General features: G+C 47.2%; 14 protein-coding genes. 11 read left to right on the top strand and 3 right to left on the bottom strand.

Annotation, left to right across the window (positions count from 1 at the left end; all coding sequences use genetic code 11):
* Positions 1-14 precede the first annotated feature (14 nt).
* The 4 genes from abgT (at position 15) to uspE (ending at position 4,112) form a co-directional block, all read left to right on the top strand.
* The gene (gene abgT / locus GC128_RS04865) at positions 15-1,538 is read left to right on the top strand and encodes a p-aminobenzoyl-glutamate transporter (RefSeq protein WP_151993339.1); all 1,524 of its coding nucleotides are present in this window, start codon (positions 15-17) and stop codon (positions 1,536-1,538) included.
* A 20-nt stretch (positions 1,539-1,558) separates the two neighbouring features.
* On the top strand, positions 1,559-2,074 hold the full coding sequence (ogt, locus tag GC128_RS04860; RefSeq protein WP_151993338.1) for a methylated-DNA--[protein]-cysteine S-methyltransferase: 516 nt from the start codon (positions 1,559-1,561) through the stop codon (positions 2,072-2,074).
* Positions 2,075-2,272: 198 nt separating this feature from the next.
* A complete protein-coding gene (gene fnr / locus GC128_RS04855) occupies positions 2,273-3,025 on the top strand; it encodes a fumarate/nitrate reduction transcriptional regulator Fnr (protein ID WP_134183258.1) in 753 nt (250 codons plus the stop codon).
* Between the two features lie 136 nt (positions 3,026-3,161).
* Entirely contained in the window at positions 3,162-4,112 is a 951-nt protein-coding gene (uspE, locus tag GC128_RS04850; RefSeq protein WP_064554050.1) for a universal stress protein UspE, read from the top strand.
* A gap of 133 nt (positions 4,113-4,245) precedes the next feature.
* Here the strand turns inward: uspE and GC128_RS04845 are convergent, their stop codons facing one another.
* From GC128_RS04845 to pntA, 3 genes are all read right to left on the bottom strand, one after another.
* Entirely contained in the window at positions 4,246-4,401 is a 156-nt protein-coding gene (locus GC128_RS04845; RefSeq protein ID WP_151993337.1) for a Hok/Gef family protein, read from the bottom strand.
* 305 nt (positions 4,402-4,706) lie between these two features.
* Positions 4,707-6,095: a Re/Si-specific NAD(P)(+) transhydrogenase subunit beta gene (gene pntB, locus GC128_RS04840; RefSeq protein WP_064518602.1), complete on the bottom strand. Its 1,389-nt coding sequence runs from the start codon at positions 6,093-6,095 to the stop codon at positions 4,707-4,709.
* Between the two features lie 10 nt (positions 6,096-6,105).
* Positions 6,106-7,635 carry a Re/Si-specific NAD(P)(+) transhydrogenase subunit alpha gene (gene pntA, locus GC128_RS04835; RefSeq protein ID WP_151993336.1) on the bottom strand — a complete coding sequence of 510 codons (1,530 nt, stop codon included), beginning with the start codon at positions 7,633-7,635 and terminating at the stop codon, positions 6,106-6,108.
* Between the two features lie 715 nt (positions 7,636-8,350).
* Between pntA and cho the strand changes: the two genes are divergently transcribed.
* The 7 genes from cho to rstB all read left to right on the top strand — a co-directional run bounded on the left by cho (position 8,351) and on the right by rstB (position 17,698).
* Positions 8,351-9,178, top strand: coding sequence for an excinuclease Cho (gene cho, locus GC128_RS04830; protein ID WP_151993335.1), 828 nt, complete (start codon positions 8,351-8,353; stop codon positions 9,176-9,178).
* A gap of 409 nt (positions 9,179-9,587) precedes the next feature.
* Positions 9,588-10,532, top strand: a complete 945-nt coding sequence (gene ydgH, locus GC128_RS04825; RefSeq protein ID WP_151993334.1) for a DUF1471 family protein YdgH — start codon at positions 9,588-9,590, stop codon at positions 10,530-10,532.
* A gap of 187 nt (positions 10,533-10,719) precedes the next feature.
* Positions 10,720-12,102: an amino acid permease gene (locus GC128_RS04820; RefSeq protein ID WP_064518598.1), complete on the top strand. Its 1,383-nt coding sequence runs from the start codon at positions 10,720-10,722 to the stop codon at positions 12,100-12,102.
* A gap of 31 nt (positions 12,103-12,133) precedes the next feature.
* Complete coding sequence (gene folM, locus GC128_RS04815; protein WP_151993333.1) at positions 12,134-12,859, top strand: dihydromonapterin reductase; 726 nt, start codon at positions 12,134-12,136, stop codon at positions 12,857-12,859.
* 75 nt (positions 12,860-12,934) lie between these two features.
* The gene (gene rstA / locus GC128_RS04810) at positions 12,935-13,663 is read left to right on the top strand and encodes a two-component system response regulator RstA (protein WP_151993332.1); all 729 of its coding nucleotides are present in this window, start codon (positions 12,935-12,937) and stop codon (positions 13,661-13,663) included.
* A 398-nt stretch (positions 13,664-14,061) separates the two neighbouring features.
* Positions 14,062-16,200 (top strand): EAL domain-containing protein, encoded by a 2,139-nt coding sequence (locus GC128_RS04805; RefSeq protein ID WP_151993331.1) that lies wholly within the window; start codon positions 14,062-14,064, stop codon positions 16,198-16,200.
* 181 nt (positions 16,201-16,381) lie between these two features.
* Positions 16,382-17,698, top strand: a complete 1,317-nt coding sequence (rstB, locus tag GC128_RS04800) for a two-component system sensor histidine kinase RstB (RefSeq protein ID WP_151993330.1) — start codon at positions 16,382-16,384, stop codon at positions 17,696-17,698.
* Positions 17,699-17,787: the final 89 nt, after the last annotated feature.

Genomic DNA, 17,787 nt, shown 5'->3' with positions numbered 1-17,787 from the left:
CCCGAGGTAAGCCCATGAGTATGTCCTCCATACCCACGCACTCCGGCTCTGGCAAGCTGTATGGCCTTGTCGAGAAAATTGGCAATAAAGTGCCCCATCCTTTTTTGCTGTTTGTTTATTTGATTGTTGTTTTATCAGTCAGTACCGCCGTGCTTTCTGCGTTTAACGTCAGCGTTCGTAACCCCGCTGACGGCAGCCTGGTGCAGGTCAAAAACTTGTTGAGCGCCGAGTGTGTGCACTGGTTTTTGCCAAACGTGATTAAGAACTTCAGTGGGTTTGCGCCGTTAGGGGCAATTCTGGCGCTGGTTTTAGGGGCGGGCCTGGCGGAGCGCGTCGGGTTGTTACCGAGTTTGATGGTAAAAATGGCGTCACACGTGAGTGCACGTTACGCCAGTTATATGGTGCTGTTTATCGCCTTCTTCAGCCATATTTCTTCAGATGCCGCGCTGGTGATTATGCCACCGATGGGGGCGCTGATTTTCCTGGCCGTGGGTCGCCATCCGGTCGCCGGATTGCTGGCAGCGATTGCCGGCGTGGGCTGTGGATTTACCGCGAATTTACTGATTGTGACGACCGATGTGCTGCTTTCGGGTATCAGCACCGAAGCGGCGCATACCATCGATCCCGCGATGCACGTTAGCGTGATTGATAACTGGTATTTTATGGCGACCTCGGTGATTGTGCTGTCGATTGTCGGTGGCCTGATTACCGATAAAATCGTCGAGCCACGCCTGGGAACGTGGCAAGGCGAAAACAAAGAAAAGCTGCAACAACTGGATGATGTTCAACGCTTTGGATTGCGCGTTACCGGGATTGTGTCGCTGCTGTTTATTGCGGTTATCGCCCTGCTTTTAATCCCGGAAAACAGCCTGCTGCGCGACCCGGTGAAAGGCACGATTATCCCGTCGCCATTTATTAGCGGTATTGTGCCGCTGATTATTCTGTTCTTCTTCGTCATCTCTCTGGCCTATGGCATTGCGACCGGGAAAATCCGTAAACAGGCTGATTTGCCGCAGCTCATGATTGAGCCGATGAAAGAGATGGCCGGTTTTATCGTGATGGTGTTCCCGTTGGCGCAATTTGTGGCGATGTTCAACTGGAGCAATATGGGCAAGTTTATGGCGGTCGGGCTGACCGACGTGCTGGAAGGCTCTGGCCTAAACGGTATTCCGGCGTTTCTGGGCCTGGCGTTGCTCTCGTCATTCCTGTGCATGTTTATCGCCAGCGGTTCGGCAATCTGGTCGATTCTGGCACCGATTTTCGTGCCGATGTTTATGCTGTTGGGTTTCCATCCGGCGTTCGCGCAGATTTTGTTCCGCGTGGCGGATTCTTCGGTTATCCCGCTGGCACCGGTTTCGCCGTTTATTCCATTATTCTTAGGCTTCCTACAACGCTATAAACCCGATGCCAAATTAGGGACTTATTACTCTTTAGTATTACCTTACCCCCTCATCTTTTTGGGTGTCTGGTTGCTGCTATTGGTGGCGTGGTATCTTGTTGGCTTGCCTATTGGGCCGGGAGTTTACCCGCATCTCTAATTAACCGGAGCGAACAATCAATGCTGACATTGCTGGAAGACAAGATCGTTACACCATTAGGGCCGTTATGGGTCATTTGCGACGAGCAGTACCATTTGCGTGCGGTGGAATGGGAAGAACATAGCGACAGAATGGTGCAATTACTGGGTCTTCATTATGGCTCTGGCGGCTATCAACGTGTGGCTTGCACGAATCCAGATGGATTAAGCGGCAAGCTACGCGATTATTTTGAGGGTGATTTAGCGGTGATTGAAACGCTCCCTACCGCGACGGCGGGAACGGCATTTCAGCGCGAAGTGTGGCAAACGTTGCGCACCATCCCTTGCGGACAGGTTATGCATTACGGACAGTTAGCAGACCAACTTGGCAGGCCGGGTGCAGCGCGTGCAGTGGGTGCTGCAAATGGTTCAAACCCGGTCAGCGTGGTGGTTCCATGTCATCGCGTGATTGGCCGTAATGGCACAATGACGGGTTATGCGGGAGGCGTAAGCAGGAAAGAGTGGTTACTGCGGCATGAAGGATATTTGTTGCTGTAGCACCCTAAGCGCAGAGGAATGTTCTTTATTCACACAACAATAATGTGGATTAATATACAGTTCTATTAATTTCAATAGGATAGCTCTATAACCACAAGGGTATTAGCTGATATATTCTGAATGCGCTTTCATCATACTTACGTGCTCAAGAAAAAGATGTTAAAATTGACCAATATCAATAACGGCCCGAGCATATCTATGATCCCTGAAAAGCGAATTATTCGACGCATTCAGTCTGGCGGTTGTGCTATCCATTGCCAGGATTGCAGCATCAGCCAATTATGCATCCCCTTCACGCTCAATGAACATGAGCTTGATCAGCTTGATAATATCATCGAGCGTAAGAAGCCTATTCAGAAAGGACAAACCCTGTTTAAGGCTGGTGATGAGCTGAAGTCGCTGTACGCAATTCGTTCAGGGACCATCAAGAGCTACACCATTACTGAACAAGGTGACGAGCAAATTACCGGCTTCCATTTAGCAGGCGATCTTGTGGGCTTTGACGCTATTGGCACGGGTATGCACCCAAGCTTTGCGCAAGCACTTGAAACCTCAATGGTTTGCGAAATCCCATTTGAAACCCTTGATGATTTGTCCGGTAAAATGCCTAACTTGCGCCAGCAGATGATGCGTTTAATGAGCGGCGAAATTAAGGGTGACCAGGATATGATCCTGCTGCTTTCCAAAAAGAATGCAGAAGAGCGTCTGGCCGCATTTATTTATAATCTTTCACGTCGCTTTGCCCAGCGCGGTTTCTCCCCTCGGGAGTTCCGTCTGACCATGACGCGTGGTGATATCGGTAACTATTTGGGTCTGACGGTCGAGACTATCAGCCGTTTGCTGGGCCGTTTCCAGAAAAGTGGCATGCTGGCCGTGAAAGGAAAGTACATTACCATCGAAAATATCGATCTTCTTGCACAACTCGCTGGTCAATCGCGTAACGTTGCCTAGTATCTGCTTTCCTCTGTCGGATCATTAAATTTTCCTGATTTATTGATCCCACAGAGACTTATCACCTGTTTCATTCATCGCATATGGGTTAATCTTAATTTACAGACTGTGGTTAAGCAGTTGTAAGGAGACCTGTATGGCAAAGTATCAAAACATGCTAGTCGCTATAGATCCTAATCAGGACGATCAACCCGCCCTGCGGCGTGCTGTTTATTTGCATCAACGGATTGGTGGCAGGATCAAAGCATTTCTGCCTATCTATGATTTTTCCTACGAAATGACCACCCTTCTGTCACCAGATGAACGCACAGCTATGCGCAAAGGCGTGATCAGCCAGCGTGCGGCCTGGATAAAAGAACAAGCCCAGTACTACATCGATTCGGGTGTACCGATTGAGATTAAAGTGGTTTGGCATAATCGTCCCTTCGAGGCGATTATTCAGGAAGTGATCAGCGGTGGTCATGACCTGGTGCTCAAAATGACGCATCAGCACGATAAACTGGAAGCGGTAATTTTCACACCAACCGACTGGCATCTGCTGCGTAAGTGCCCAAGCCCGGTATGGATGGTTAATGAAAAACCGTGGCCTGAAGGCGGCCGAGCGGTCGTTGCGGTCAACCTTGCCAGTGAAGAGCAATACCACAACGCGCTCAATGAAAAGCTGGTTAAAGAGACCATTCGCCTGGCCGAGGATGTTAACCACACTGAAGTTCACCTCGTTGGTGCTTATCCAATTACTCCAATTAACATTGCCATCGAACTCCCTGATTTTGATCCAAGCGTTTATAACGATGCCATTCGCGGCCAGCATTTAGTTGCGATGAAAGCGTTACGCCAAAAATTTGGAATCGATGAGAAAATGACTCACGTCGAGAAAGGATTACCGGAAGAGGTTATTCCTGATCTCGCGGAACATTTGCAAGCGGGTATTGTGGTGCTCGGCACTGTAGGACGCACCGGTCTTTCTGCTGCATTCCTTGGCAATACTGCCGAACAAGTTATCGACCATTTGCGCTGCGATTTGCTGGTCATCAAACCTGATGATTACCAAACACCGGTAGAAATGGATGATGAAGAAGACGATTGATTTGTCGTTCAATCGGTAAAGAAAAGCCCGTTCATTAAACTGAATGGGCTTTTTGTTGGGTGGCGTGCTGAATCTCATACCAGATACCCATGTGTGGCGGGAAATGTTCATTCCCGCCACTGACCTCAAAACTTCACGATTGCGACTTGTGACAAGCTAAGAATGCCGCCATCTCAATGCCTCCTTTTCGATAGTGAAATTCACACAGTGAATCTTTCACCAGAAAAATAATCATGAGAATTGTCAAACAGATAACGATAACGGTGAACAACCTGTTCTTTGACGACATCTTCGCCTCCTGCGTTGCAAACACAAAGTGAAGAGGCTACTATCATGGTGTCTATGCATGAGAGGGCCTCGGGTTGGTTAAACTAACTCGGGGCTTTTTTCTGTCTGCTTTTCACCATTGGCATTGAAGCAAACAGCTTCAGCACCCGGTGATACTTTACTCCTCACACCTTCTCTCATCTAAATTATTTTTCTATAGATTCAGTCAGTTAAATGTAATATTGCATTCACTTGAGTGATAGGCACGCGGAAAAAAACCGCCCCGAAAGGCGGTTATGGTATGCGGCTCGCACTATTATAAAAAAACTAGAGCGCTTTAAGAATCGCTTCAACGCTGGCTTTGGCATCGCCAAACAGCATTTGAGTATTCTCTTTAAAGAACAGCGGGTTCTGCACACCTGCGTAACCTGTGTTCATTGAGCGTTTAAAGACGATTACGTTTTGCGCCTTCCACACTTCCAGCACTGGCATACCAGCGATTGGGCTGCGCGGATCTTCAAGCGCGGCCGGGTTAACGGTGTCATTCGCGCCGATAACCAGAACTGTGTCGGTATCGGTGAAATCATCGTTGATTTCATCCATTTCCAGAACCACATCGTACGGAACACGGGCTTCAGCCAACAGAACGTTCATATGGCCTGGCAAACGCCCAGCAACCGGGTGGATGCCGAAGCGAACTTTGATACCACGCGCACGCAGCTTCTCAGTAATCTCTGCCACCGGATATTGCGCCTGCGCAACAGCCATGCCGTACCCTGGAGTGATGATCACAGACGTTGAGTTTTTCAGCATGTCTGCTGTGTCTTCAGCTGTGATTTCACGATGCTCACCGACTTCGTCATCTTCACCAGTAGAAGAACCGTCAGTACCAAAACCACCGGCAATTACGCTGATGAAGGAACGGTTCATTGCCTTACACATGATGTAAGACAGAATCGCACCGGACGAACCAACCAATGCACCGGTTACAATCAGCAAGTCATTGCTGAGCATAAAGCCCGCTGCCGCTGCTGCCCAACCGGAGTAGGAGTTCAGCATTGAGACGACAACTGGCATATCTGCACCACCAATTGACGCAACCAGGTGCCAGCCAACAATCAGTGCGATGATAGTCATCACCAACAACGCTAATACTTGCAAGCCAACGCTTTCAGTACGCACGAAGATGATGAGCATAGCGAAGGAAACAACCAGCGCCGCGAGGTTCAGTTTATGACGATGTGGCAACATTAACGGTTTAGAGGAAATCTTACCGCGCAGCTTACCAAACGCCACGATGGAACCCGTGAAGGTCACCGCACCAATAAAGATACCGAGGAAGACTTCCGTTAAGTGGATGTTTTCCATAATCGGCTCAAGGCCAGGAGCATGATCCAGATAGCTGTTAAAGCCAACCAGAACCGCAGCCAGACCCACGAAGCTGTGCAAAATTGCTACCAACTCCGGCATCTCGGTCATTTCTACTTTCTTGGCAAGATGGATCCCGATGGCACCGCCAATCACCATGGCAACGATAATCCAGACCACGTTGCCAGTTTCTGGCCCGAAGATGGTCGCAACCAATGCGATACCCATACCGGCCATACCGAACAAGTTGCCTTGCTTAGATGTTTCGTGTTTTGACAGCCCCGCCAGGCTGAAAATAAACAGAATAGCGGCAACAATGTATGCTGCTGTAACTAATCCACCAGACATGTGTTACCCCTTAGTTCTTCCGGAACATTTTCAGCATGCGCTGAGTGACGGTGAAACCACCAAAAATATTGATACTGGCAATCAGTACGGCAACAAAGCTCAGGAAGCTAACCCAGCCGCCATGACCAATTTGCAGCAATGCCCCTACCACGATAATCCCTGAAATGGCGTTAGTGACCGACATCAGGGGCGTATGTAGAGCGTGTGAAACATTCCATACAACGTAGTAACCAACAACACACGCCAGCGCAAACACGGTGAAGTGGCCGAGGAACTCTTTAGGCGCAACGTCAGCAAGCCAGCCGAACAGAATGATCGCCAACGCCATAAACGCATATTTGCGCCATGGTGAAGCCGGTTTTTTATCTTCGACAGGAACAGCGGCTTTCTTCGCCGCAGCTTGAGGCTGTGCAGAAACCTGAATTGGCGGTGCCGGCCAGGTGACTTCTCCATCACGAATAACCGTCACACCACGAATGACAACATCTTCAAAATCAATCACGGTATTGCCATCTTTCTCTTTGCAGAGCAGTTTCAGCAAGTTAACCAGGTTGGTACCGTAAAGTTGAGAGGATTGCGTTGGTAGGCGTCCTGGCAGATCGGTGTAACCAATAACTTTCACACCGTTTGGCGTTACAGTCACCTGGTCGGCAACGGTATATTCACAGTTACCACCGTTTTGCGCAGCAAGATCGACAATCACGCTGCCCGCTTGCATGGAGTCAACCATTTCACGGGTGATCAGTTTTGGAGCCGGTTTGCCTGGGATCAACGCGGTAGTAACGATGATGTCGACTTCTTTCGCCTGGGCTGCAAACAACTCCATTTCGGCTTTAATGAAGGCTTCAGACATCACTTTGGCGTAGCCATCACCGCTGCCTGCTTCTTCTTTAAAGTCCAGTTCAAGGAACTCAGCGCCCATACTTTGCACTTGTTCTTTAACTTCTGGACGAGTATCGAAGGCGCGCACAATAGCACCAAGGCTGTTGGCTGCACCAATCGCCGCAAGGCCCGCAACACCAGCACCGATGACCATCACTTTCGCCGGTGGTACTTTGCCCGCAGCGGTAATTTGCCCGGTAAAGAAGCGGCCAAATTCATGAGCGGCTTCAACAATTGCGCGATAACCCGCAATGTTGGCCATTGAACTTAGGGCATCGAGCGACTGCGCACGTGAAATACGTGGCACGGAATCCATCGCCATTACGGTGACATTTTTAGCGGCAAGCTTTTCGAGCAACTCAGGATTCTGAGCAGGCCAGATGAAGCTCACCAGCGTGGAACCTTCACGCAATAGCTCAATTTCGCTATCTTGCGGTGCATTCACTTTCAGAACGATGTCAGATTGCCAGACGTCAGCGGTATCCGAAATGGTCGCGCCAACTTGTACAAATGCTTCGTCATCAAAGCTCGCCAGTTTACCCGCGCCGCTTTCGACTGTGACGGTGAAGCCCAGTTTCAGCAATTGCTCCACTGTTTTTGGCGTGGCTGCCACGCGGGATTCGCCCGCCCACCGCTCTTTTGGTACCCCAATACGCATAGTATTCCCTTCCATCTGATTTTTTGTTGATGGTTTGTCAGACATTGCCTTGGCAATCGTCAGTTCCGTTACCAGTTCAATTAAAAATACATCTGTAACAAACTATTTATAACCTACTGAAAATAACGCCTGTGATCTAGATCAGGATCTCAGTATTTGTATCATTATCGTAAAAATTTAGCTCCAGGGCCTTAAGACAGCTCTTTTCGACTAATTTTCATCTACAACACCTGATAATACGCTTCATCAGTGCGGCAATTCACGATTCTGCGCCGCTGCAAATTGCACATTTAACATTACATTAACCAATTAAGTTGTAAGCTTTACCACTTTTACTGGTCAAAGCACTCTTTTATGAAGCTATAAATTTTCGTTATGAAAAGTAGCTGGAATCAATAATTGCAGGGTGCGAGATACCGCAGGCAGTTACACGTTGCAACCTACAACCTTAAGCCTGCCAACTTACACAATTTTTTCCACTTTTCATGCCCCTTTCGTCATAGAACACCGAATTTTAAGCCCTTTATCTGAAGCCTCAGTCCGCGATAAAAGCAATGAAACAAACCAATCCTATGCGGAATTAACACACGCCATAAAGTTGCATGAATGATGAGAGAACATTACGATGAACTGATTAAAACACGCGCAATCTACAGACGTCTCAAGCAGCCGCCTTTGATCAACCCAACTTTCAAATAAATTAGCTAATAGAAGCATGACCCTACAGTACCAGTATCCAGAGCATCTTCGTCATACACTTAAAACTCTTCCATCAAGTCCTGGTGTATATATTTTCTACGGTTCGGATCAAAGCTTTCCTCTCTACATCGGGAAAAGCATCAACATTCGTAGTCGTGTTCAGTCGCATTTCAGAACACAATCTGAAGCGAAATTACTGCACATGACCACTCGTATTGAATTTCACCAAACCATTGGTGAAATTGGCGCCCTGTTACTTGAGTCCCAACTCATAAAGAATCACAGCCCACTCTTCAACAAAAGGTTACGAGTGACGAGAAAGCTTTGTTCTCTTCGTATTACTGACCAAACAACACAATTTGTATTCAGCAGCGAAACCGACTTCACAAATGTTAATGGCTTATTTGGGCTGTTTAAAACCAGGCATGCAGCTATAGACCAGTTAAGAGAGTTGGCAGACAAGGAACAACTTTGTTGTGGGGTATTAGGTCTTGAAAAGTTGACTGCTGGCAGGCCGTGTTTCCGTTTCTCGTTGAACAAATGTGCGGGTGCGTGTTGCGGGAAAGAGACTATTGAGCATCACCAGGAACGGCTTAGAAGTTCTCTTGAATCGATAAGAGTCCGGAGTTGGCCATACCCTGGACGCATTGCTATAAAAGAGAAATCAGGAGATCAAACTGAGTACCATATATTGAATAACTGGCTGTATTTGGGAACGGTAAACACTCTGGAGTCAGGTAAAGCAATGGTTACTCCCCCCTCACATTTTGACCGGGACAGTTACAAGATTCTTTGTCGATATGTTTTCCAGAGCGATGCCGTAAAAATCGTTGAGCTAGACTGACTGGCAAATTCTACTGCTCTTTGCTTCATATCTTTGTTGAGATAAACACCGTGCTAACCAAATACGGCATATATACCCTTACTGGGCGGTTTCAGCTGGTGCAAATCCTGCTTTTATCGCCGGACAGATGGGACACGAGAATGCGCAAATGGTATATACGGTCTACTCTGCGTGGATTTCAGGATTAGATGCTGATCATGTCAGTCTTTTGAATAGCAAGATTGGTAATGCATAAACGGCTGCCATGCCCCTATTATGCCATTTTATCAATAAGTTAACTTGATAACGCAAGCTAAATCAATCAGTTGTAGATTAGCCACTATTTCAATGCAATAATCGGCGGCTAACAGGTAACCCTCAGAGAATGCGGTATTTGTATTCATTTTGCGCAAGGCGAAGGACTATTTTTATGAAGCTCAAGAACACCCTTCTGGCATCAGCACTGATTTCCTTAATGACGCTGTCTGCTCAGGCGGCAACGGAACTGACACCGGATCAAGCTGCAGCTCTTAAACCATTTGATCGCATTACTATCACTGGTCGTTTCAATTCGATTGGTGACGCTGTCGATGCTGTTTCCCGTCGTGCGGATAAGATCGGCGCCGCATCTTTCTATGTTCAGGGTACAAGTGATGCCAGCAGTAGCGGTAACTGGCGCGTAGTCGCTGATGTGTATCATGCTGATGCCCCTAAAGCCGAAAAGACGTCCAACCGCGTTATTAATGGTGTGACGGAGTTACCGAAAGACCAGGCATATGCTCTTGAACCATTCGATACAGTGACAATTCAGGGCTTTTATCGCAGCCAACCTGAAGTTAATGATGCAATCACTCGTGTAGCTAAAGAAAAAGGTGCGGACTCCTTCTTTATTGTGCGCCAGATTGATGCAAACTCCGGTGGTAACCAACGTATTACCGCTTTCATCTATAAAAAAGATGCCAAGAAACGTGTTCTGCAAAGCGCTGACGTGATTCCTGCTGATTCAGAAGCAGGTAAAGCCGCGCTGGCTGCCGGTGGTGCTGCAGCGGCCAAAGTTGAGATCCCAGGGGTTGCAAGCTCCAGCACACCAAGCTCTGATGTTGGTCGCTTCTTTGAAACACAAACCACTCAAGGCGGGCGTTACACTGTAACGCTACCAGACGGCACTAAAATTCAGGAACTGAACAAAGTGACTGCCGCTCAAATGGTTCCATTTGATAGCGTGAAATTCACTGGCCACTATGGCAGCGGTACTGAAATTTCTTACCAGGTTGCAAAACGTGCGGCCAAGAAAGGTGCGAAGTTCTACCACATCACTCGTCAATGGGATGAACGTGGCGGTAATATGACAATTAGCGCTGATTTGTATAAATAAGCGCAGCTTTTGTAGCAAAAAGGGTGGCTCTGCCGCCCTTTTTTTATTTCCCGAGCATTTTATGGCTCATGTCATTGCAAGCAGCGTCTACACTCCGTAAAATTCCGCGCCTTAGTGTTACCCACCATTTTTATGCATAAAAACATGATAATTATTCTGGGTCTTATTTGAATATCACGGGACTGCTATGGAAAAGAAACTTGGCCTCGCCGCATTAACTGCATTGGTATTGAGTTCGATGCTCGGTGCTGGTGTATTTAGCCTGCCGCAAAACATGGCGAGTGTAGCCAGTCCCTCAGCATTACTGATTGGCTGGGCCATTACCGGTGCAGGTATTTTGTTGCTGGCGCTGGCAATGTTGGTGCTAACACGCCTGCGGCCCGATCTGGACGGCGGAATTTTTACTTACGCACGCGAAGGTTTTGGCGAACTGATCGGATTCTTCTCCGCATGGGGCTACTGGCTTTGTGCAGTGATCGCTAATGTCTCCTATCTGGTTATTGTTTTCTCCGCACTGAGTTTCTTCACCGATACGCCGGAACTGCGCTTGTTTGGTGATGGGAATACCTGGCAGTCGATTATTGGAGCATCGGTGCTACTGTGGATGGTTCACTTCCTGGTACTTCGCGGCGTGCAAACGGCGGCCAGTATCAATCTGGTTGCCACACTTGCGAAGTTATTGCCGTTAGGTCTGTTTATCGTTCTCGCCGCTTTGGCCTTTAAACTTCGTACCTTCACCCTAGATTTTAGCGGGATTGCGCTAGGTGTTCCCGTTTGGGAACAGGTCAAGAACACCATGCTGATTACCCTTTGGGTATTTATTGGTGTTGAGGGTGCAGTGGTGGTTTCTGCTCGTGCGCGTAATAAAAATGATGTCGGGCGAGCAACACTTCTTGCTGTGACTGCGGCATTAGGCGTGTATCTGCTCGTCACATTGCTTTCGTTGGGGGTAATTGCCCGTCCGGAACTCGCCGGAATGCGCAATCCTTCTATGGCCGGATTAATGGTCGAAATGATGGGCCCTTGGGGTGAAGTTATTATCGCTGCTGGACTTATTGTTTCAGTGTGTGGTGCCTATCTGAGCTGGACTATCATGGCCGCAGAGGTGCCATATCTTGCAGCCACACATAAGGCCTTCCCGAAGATTTTTGCTCGTCAGAACAAGAATAATGCCCCGTCTGCTTCGCTGTGGCTTACCAATATTAGTGTCCAGATTTGCCTGGTTTTGATTTGGTTGACGGGCTCAGATTACAACACGCTGCTGACAATCGCTTCAGAGATGATTCTGGTTCCCTACTTCCTGGTAGGTGCCTTTTTGCTAAAAGTGTCGACACGCCCGCTGCATAAAGCAATTGGCTTTGGGGCATGCATTTATGGCTTATGGCTGTTGTATGCATCAGGCCCCATGCATTTACTGCTTTCGGTGGTATTGTATGCGCCGGGATTATTAGTCTTTATGTATACGCGCAGCACACATACGCATGACATCAAACTTAACTTCAAGGAAAGATCTGTCATTTTCCTGATGCTGGTGGCTGCGTTTCCTGCAACATGGGTACTGGTGAAGTAAATCACCAGAAAACAACAGTAAGGAGTCGTCGATGGAGATAACATCATCCGCCCGTCCTATTTTGATTACTGGTGCCGGTAAACGAATTGGCCTGGCACTGGCGCGACACTTCCTGGCTCAAAAGCAACCCGTCATTATCAGCTACCGTACGCGTTATCCGGCGGTAGATGAGCTAGAACAGGCAGGAGCAACTTGCCTGTTCGCAGATTTCTCAACTAACCAGGGTATTGAGCAATTTGCCCTGAACGTCACACAGTGTTGCGATGGCCTGCGTGCCATTCTGCACAATGCCAGTGCCTGGCTTCCCGAGCCCTCTCACTCGTCACCCGCTCAGACCCTGGCTGAAATGCTACAAATTCACGTTAACACCCCCTATCTTCTCAATCATCTTCTTGAGCCACTATTGCGTGGATGTGGGCATTCCAGTGCCGATATCATTCATTTCACCGATTACGTTGTAGAACGTGGAAGCGATAAGCACATTGCCTATGCAGCCAGCAAAGCTGCTCTTGATAATATGACTCGCTCGTTTGCCCGCAAACTGGCACCTGAAGTCAAAGTGAATGCCATTGCGCCTGCAATGATCATGTTCAATGAGCATGACGACAGCGAGTACCGGAAAAAAGCATTGAATAAATCGTTGATGAAAATAGCGCCAGGTGAACAAGAAATAGTTGGGTTAGTGAATTATCTGTTGAACAGCAGTTACGTGACAGGCCGCACCCATTGCGTTGATGGCGGCCGCCCGCTTAGATAATTTTGTTTACCCTCGATTTATGGCATTAAAACCTTTTGCAGTGTATGTTTTCTTTTTGATCCAATGTATCGGGCTATGAGCAAAATCGTATACGTAGAAGACGATCCTGAAGTAGGAGCGTTAATCGCCGCTTATCTCGGCAAACATGACATTGACGTTATTGTTGAAAGCCGTGGTGATTGCGCTGAGGCAACAATTCAGCAGCAGCGCCCTGACCTTGTGTTGCTTGATGTCATGCTCCCCGGCAAAGATGGTATGACATTGTGCCGTGACTTGCGTCCTCAGTGGGATGGCCCGATTGTGCTGCTTACCTCTCTGGACAGCGATATGAACCACATATTGTCACTGGAGATGGGCGCTAACGACTATATCCTCAAAACCACGCCTCCAGCCGTTCTTCTTGCACGCTTACGCTTGCATTTACGCCAACGCGTTTCTGCGCAACATACTGTCGAAAGTAGCCCTACAGCGCTCAAACCTCACAAAGCTATGCGCTTTGGTGCGTTGTGTATTGACCCGGTCAATCGTCAAGTCACCCTTGGTTCAGAGAACATCACACTCTCCACTGCTGATTTCGATCTACTTTGGGAACTGGCGACTCACGCAGGGCAAATTATGGATCGTGATGCGCTGCTTAAAAACTTGCGTGGGGTGACCTACGATGGTCTGGACCGTAGCGTTGACGTCGCTATTTCACGTCTGAGAAAGAAACTTTACGACAGCGCGACTGAGCCATTTCGTATCAAGACAGTGCGTAATAAAGGCTATTTATTCGCCCCACATGCCTGGGAAAGCGAAGTTTAGGTGTTCAATATTTTATTTGCTTAACACTATAAGTAACCGTTCATTTAATGAGCTGTTACTTTGATTCAGCTACTTCCTTTCGAAATCCTTCCTCATATATTTCACAGACTCACCCGACGGGTTTTAATTGTGTAAACTTATGTATAGAAATACACCTAACTTATATGATAGATTTCTGTCTGTGATTTGCTTCAAAAAAAATCAGACTGATATTTCACAAAAAAACTATTTTATTATTACTTTGTGTTCTTTTTGTTATTTATCTGAATTAACAAAAAAACCTTTAAACTTCATTCACGGGCAAAAATCCGTGAATGTAGAAAAATAGCTAATTTCACCTTGTCGTAACACCGGATAACTCGCTCTGACAATCCAGTTATCTGTTTAAAAACACCATTATGAGCGTAATTGCTTCAGGTAATTTTGTGATAAAAGTGTGGCTACAAAACAATCTTTTGCATCGTTTGAATAACAGTCAAATCAAGTTATTAAACAATCGTTATGCCCATGCCATTATTGCCAGCACCATGGCTATTGTTCCCTTATCGATTGTTCGTGGTTTAGTCATCACTGCGTCGGTACTTTGTGATACTGCAGGATTTAACCAGGCAGCGCTGTGGTTTATGCAGCTACAGATTGGCTTCTTAGCACTAGCACCACTGGTGATGAATATCTATGTTGCGGTCCACTGGGCCGTTAGAAACCGCCTATCGCAAATATACTGTATCGCGTTAAGCATCAGTACGTTGATGATCTTCCGACGAATCATGGATGATAACGCACAATTTTTCCTGGATATCAGCATTCCTATGGCTTTGGCTTCCGGGATAATTGGTAATGTATTACAGGAAATCGTCAGTAAGAATCTGTTAAAACTTCGCCAATGGAAGGATAACAATAACGTCACAATTGTTTCGTTTTTTGTTACGTTAATGGTAATCGCCCTATTCAGCAGCATTATAAAATTAGCTGCTGAAGCTGGCTTACACCATACAATGAATTTATTCAGCCAACTGTCACTTTATTTTTACCCGACTAATTTTTTAAATGGCATTTCATACGTTCTGTTGCGCAGTGTTCCGTGGTTCTTTGGTCTACATGGCTATTATCTATTTATGGACATTGATGTTGCTTTTACTGCAGCTGCAAAATTAAATATTAATGATTGGTATTCAGGACGTGGCGCACTCAATATTCTCAGCCCTGTCTTCTACGACATGTGGTGTAATTCTGGTGGTACAGGAAATACACTGAGTTTGGTCATCTGCATTTTAATGCAGAAAAACAGTCCGCACCGCCGCCTGTTAACCATCGCCGGGCCAATGGCATTGTTTAACATCAACGAACCGCTGATTTTTGGTTTTCCGATTGTTCTCAACCCGGTAATGATTATTCCGTTCGTCCTGACCCCGTTAGTCTCTTACATCGTGGCGTACGGTGCGACTTACTATAGTTTCATCCCGCGGATTACCGCAATCGTTAGTTGGTCAACGCCAGGGCCTATCAAGGTGTGGTTAGCCAGCGGGCAATCCAGTGCTGCCGTCATGCTATATATTGCTCTTGTCGCTCTAGGTGTGGCTATTTATTACCCATTTGTCAAAAGTACATTAAAACAAAAAAGCGCTGTAAATAATGACATGGACTTACTTACCGGTGAGGTAAAAACCAGCCAACCCACTAACTTTGAGATGGTGCCTAACTACAATCATATTGTAGAAGAAAACAGTAACCTTGAAGCACAAAGACAGATAGAAAAACTGCAAACCAGTGGTCAATTCATCCTGTATTTCCAGCCGCAGTTACGTTTATCTGACAATAAAATCTTTGCCGTTGAGGTTTTAATCCGCCATCAGGATGACCACGGAAAGATAACGCCACCAACATTCCTGAAATATTATGAGCGGGCTGGTTTGATGCCGGAGATAGATTTCTGGGTGATGGAAAACGCACTGGATTATGTGCGAGCCAATATGCCTGAAACAGAGGGCATGACTCTATCGGTCAATATTTCCCCACAAACGTTGGTCGACTATCGACTTCTGCACATTGTGAATAAAGTGCTGACTAAACCATTACCTGCTGGCTGGAATCTTGAGTTTGAGATAACAGAATCACAAAAGGTTCACGAACCGGTGCGTGTCGCAGAAGTGTTGGAAAAGTTGCGCAGTCTAGGTATCAAAATCGCCCTTGATGATTTTGGTTCGGGATATTCGACGCTGCACTATTTGACCCGCTACCCACTAGACAAGATAAAGCTCGATAGATCGATGGTTCTCGGTCTGGCCAAGCCGGATGGCTTTAGCTTCCTGCAACAGGTAGTTAAATTATGCATGGTGGTTCAGTGTGAAATACTCATCGAAGGTGTTGAAACCGAGCAAGAATTAGAACTAGTGAAAATGGCGGGCATTGAATTGTGCCAAGGTTTCTTGTTCCACCGCCCATTACCAGGAGAAGTCGTGTGTCAACTTCTGGCGGAACAACACAAGATGAAAATGCAGCCAGGCCACTCTCTACCTGAGGTTGAAGCAATAGCTTAAGCCACCATTGTCATTAAACACCGCGTTTACACACACCAGATATTGTAAGCAGGGGCAAACCCTGCTTACATACCCTGCCAACTGGGGTAAGAAAATTCTAAAATGACATCGCCCATCCCCCCGTAGCGCTCCTGTAAAGCAGGAGCCAGTCTTCAGATACGTAATAACCCGGTGATTTTCATTGAAAAAGTTATTTATACAATTCTATCTTTTACTGTTCGTCTGCTTTTTGGTGATGACCATGCTGGTTGGACTGGTATACAAATTCACCGCCGAACGTGCAGGTCGCCAGTCGCTAGATGATTTGATGAAAAGCTCACTGTATTTAATGCGTAGCGAGTTGCGAGAAATTCCTCCTCGCGACTGGAACCGCACCATTAAAGATCTCGACCTTAATTTATCCTTTAAGCTGCACATTGAGCCAATGGATAAATTCAAGCTTGATGAGATGACAATGCATCACCTGCGCGCAGGCGAAATTGTCGCTCTCGACGATGAATATACATTTATCCAGCGCATCCCTCGCAGCCACTATGTACTGGCCGTAGGGCCAATACCGTATCTCTTTTTCTTACACCAAATGCGCTTACTGGACGTCGCACTGATGGCGTTTATTGCCATCTCCCTCGCCTTCCCCGTATTTATCTGGATGCGACCGCACTGGAAGGACATGCTCAAACTAGAAACGGCGGCGCAAAGATTGGGGCAAGGACATCTGGATGAGCGAATTCATTTCGATAGTGCCTCAAGTTTTGAGCGCCTGGGCGTCGCGTTTAACCAGATGGCCGATAGCATTAATGCGCAAATCGCCAGTAAGAAGCTCCTGATTGACGGGATTGCTCATGAACTTCGTACACCATTAGTCCGCTTACGTTATCGCCTGGAGATGAGTGATAATCTTACCGAAGCGGAATCACTGGCACTAAACCGCGACATTGGACAACTGGAAGCGTTAATTGAAGAATTGCTAACCTACGCACGTCTGGATCGCCCGCAAACTGAGTTACAACTGGCAAGTGTCAACGTTCCTCGCTGGCTTGATGAGCACATTGCCGACGTCAGAATTATTCATCCCCATCTCGATATCTTGCTGGATACCCCACCTAGCGGCAATTTTGGCATGATTGACCTACGCCTGATGGAACGAGTGACAGATAACCTGGTCAACAACGCATTGCGTTACAGCAATGAGAAATTACGTATTAGCCTGTGGCTTGACGGACAAACCGCAATTTTGCAGGTGGAAGACGATGGCCCAGGTATACCCGCAGAAGAACGCGAACGAGTATTTGAACCGTTTGTTCGCCTTGACCCAAGCCGTGACCGCGCTACCGGTGGCTGTGGCCTTGGGCTGGCAATTGTGCATTCTGTCGCAACCGCTATGGAGGGTTCTGTAGTCGTTGATAGCGGTGCCTTGGGTGGTGCGCGTTTTCGCTTTAGCTGGCCAATTAAGACTGAATCCGCAATGACACTGGCCTCTATCAAGCCAAGCCGCTAAAAATCACATTGTCTCCTGCCTGACCTTCGTAACACTGATGGTCAGGTTCATCTCCTTGTGTTATAAACAATGAATAGTATGTTGTAACT

The organism is Buttiauxella massiliensis, from assembly GCF_902500225.1.
GTDB classification, from domain to species: Bacteria; Pseudomonadota; Gammaproteobacteria; order Enterobacterales; family Enterobacteriaceae; genus Buttiauxella; species Buttiauxella massiliensis.
The sequence above is the reverse complement of the archived record's forward strand: the minus strand, read 5'-3'. Positions and strand labels throughout refer to the sequence as shown.

Excerpts from the sequence above, each read along its gene's own strand:
- GC128_RS04845 (WP_151993337.1), bottom strand. The coding sequence starts at position 4,401 with ATGTCGTCAAAGAACAGGTTGTTCACCGTTATCGTTATCTGTTTGACA.
- folM (WP_151993333.1), top strand. The coding sequence starts at position 12,134 with ATGGAGATAACATCATCCGCCCGTCCTATTTTGATTACTGGTGCCGGT.
- ydgH (WP_151993334.1), top strand. The coding sequence starts at position 9,588 with ATGAAGCTCAAGAACACCCTTCTGGCATCAGCACTGATTTCCTTAATG.
- uspE (WP_064554050.1), top strand. The coding sequence starts at position 3,162 with ATGGCAAAGTATCAAAACATGCTAGTCGCTATAGATCCTAATCAGGAC.
- rstA (WP_151993332.1), top strand. The coding sequence starts at position 12,935 with ATGAGCAAAATCGTATACGTAGAAGACGATCCTGAAGTAGGAGCGTTA.
- cho (WP_151993335.1), top strand. The coding sequence starts at position 8,351 with ATGACCCTACAGTACCAGTATCCAGAGCATCTTCGTCATACACTTAAA.
- fnr (WP_134183258.1), top strand. The coding sequence starts at position 2,273 with ATGATCCCTGAAAAGCGAATTATTCGACGCATTCAGTCTGGCGGTTGT.
- abgT (WP_151993339.1), top strand. The coding sequence starts at position 15 with ATGAGTATGTCCTCCATACCCACGCACTCCGGCTCTGGCAAGCTGTAT.
- ogt (WP_151993338.1), top strand. The coding sequence starts at position 1,559 with ATGCTGACATTGCTGGAAGACAAGATCGTTACACCATTAGGGCCGTTA.
- pntA (WP_151993336.1), bottom strand. The coding sequence starts at position 7,635 with ATGCGTATTGGGGTACCAAAAGAGCGGTGGGCGGGCGAATCCCGCGTG.
- pntB (WP_064518602.1), bottom strand. The coding sequence starts at position 6,095 with ATGTCTGGTGGATTAGTTACAGCAGCATACATTGTTGCCGCTATTCTG.
- GC128_RS04820 (WP_064518598.1), top strand. The coding sequence starts at position 10,720 with ATGGAAAAGAAACTTGGCCTCGCCGCATTAACTGCATTGGTATTGAGT.
- GC128_RS04805 (WP_151993331.1), top strand. The coding sequence starts at position 14,062 with ATGAGCGTAATTGCTTCAGGTAATTTTGTGATAAAAGTGTGGCTACAA.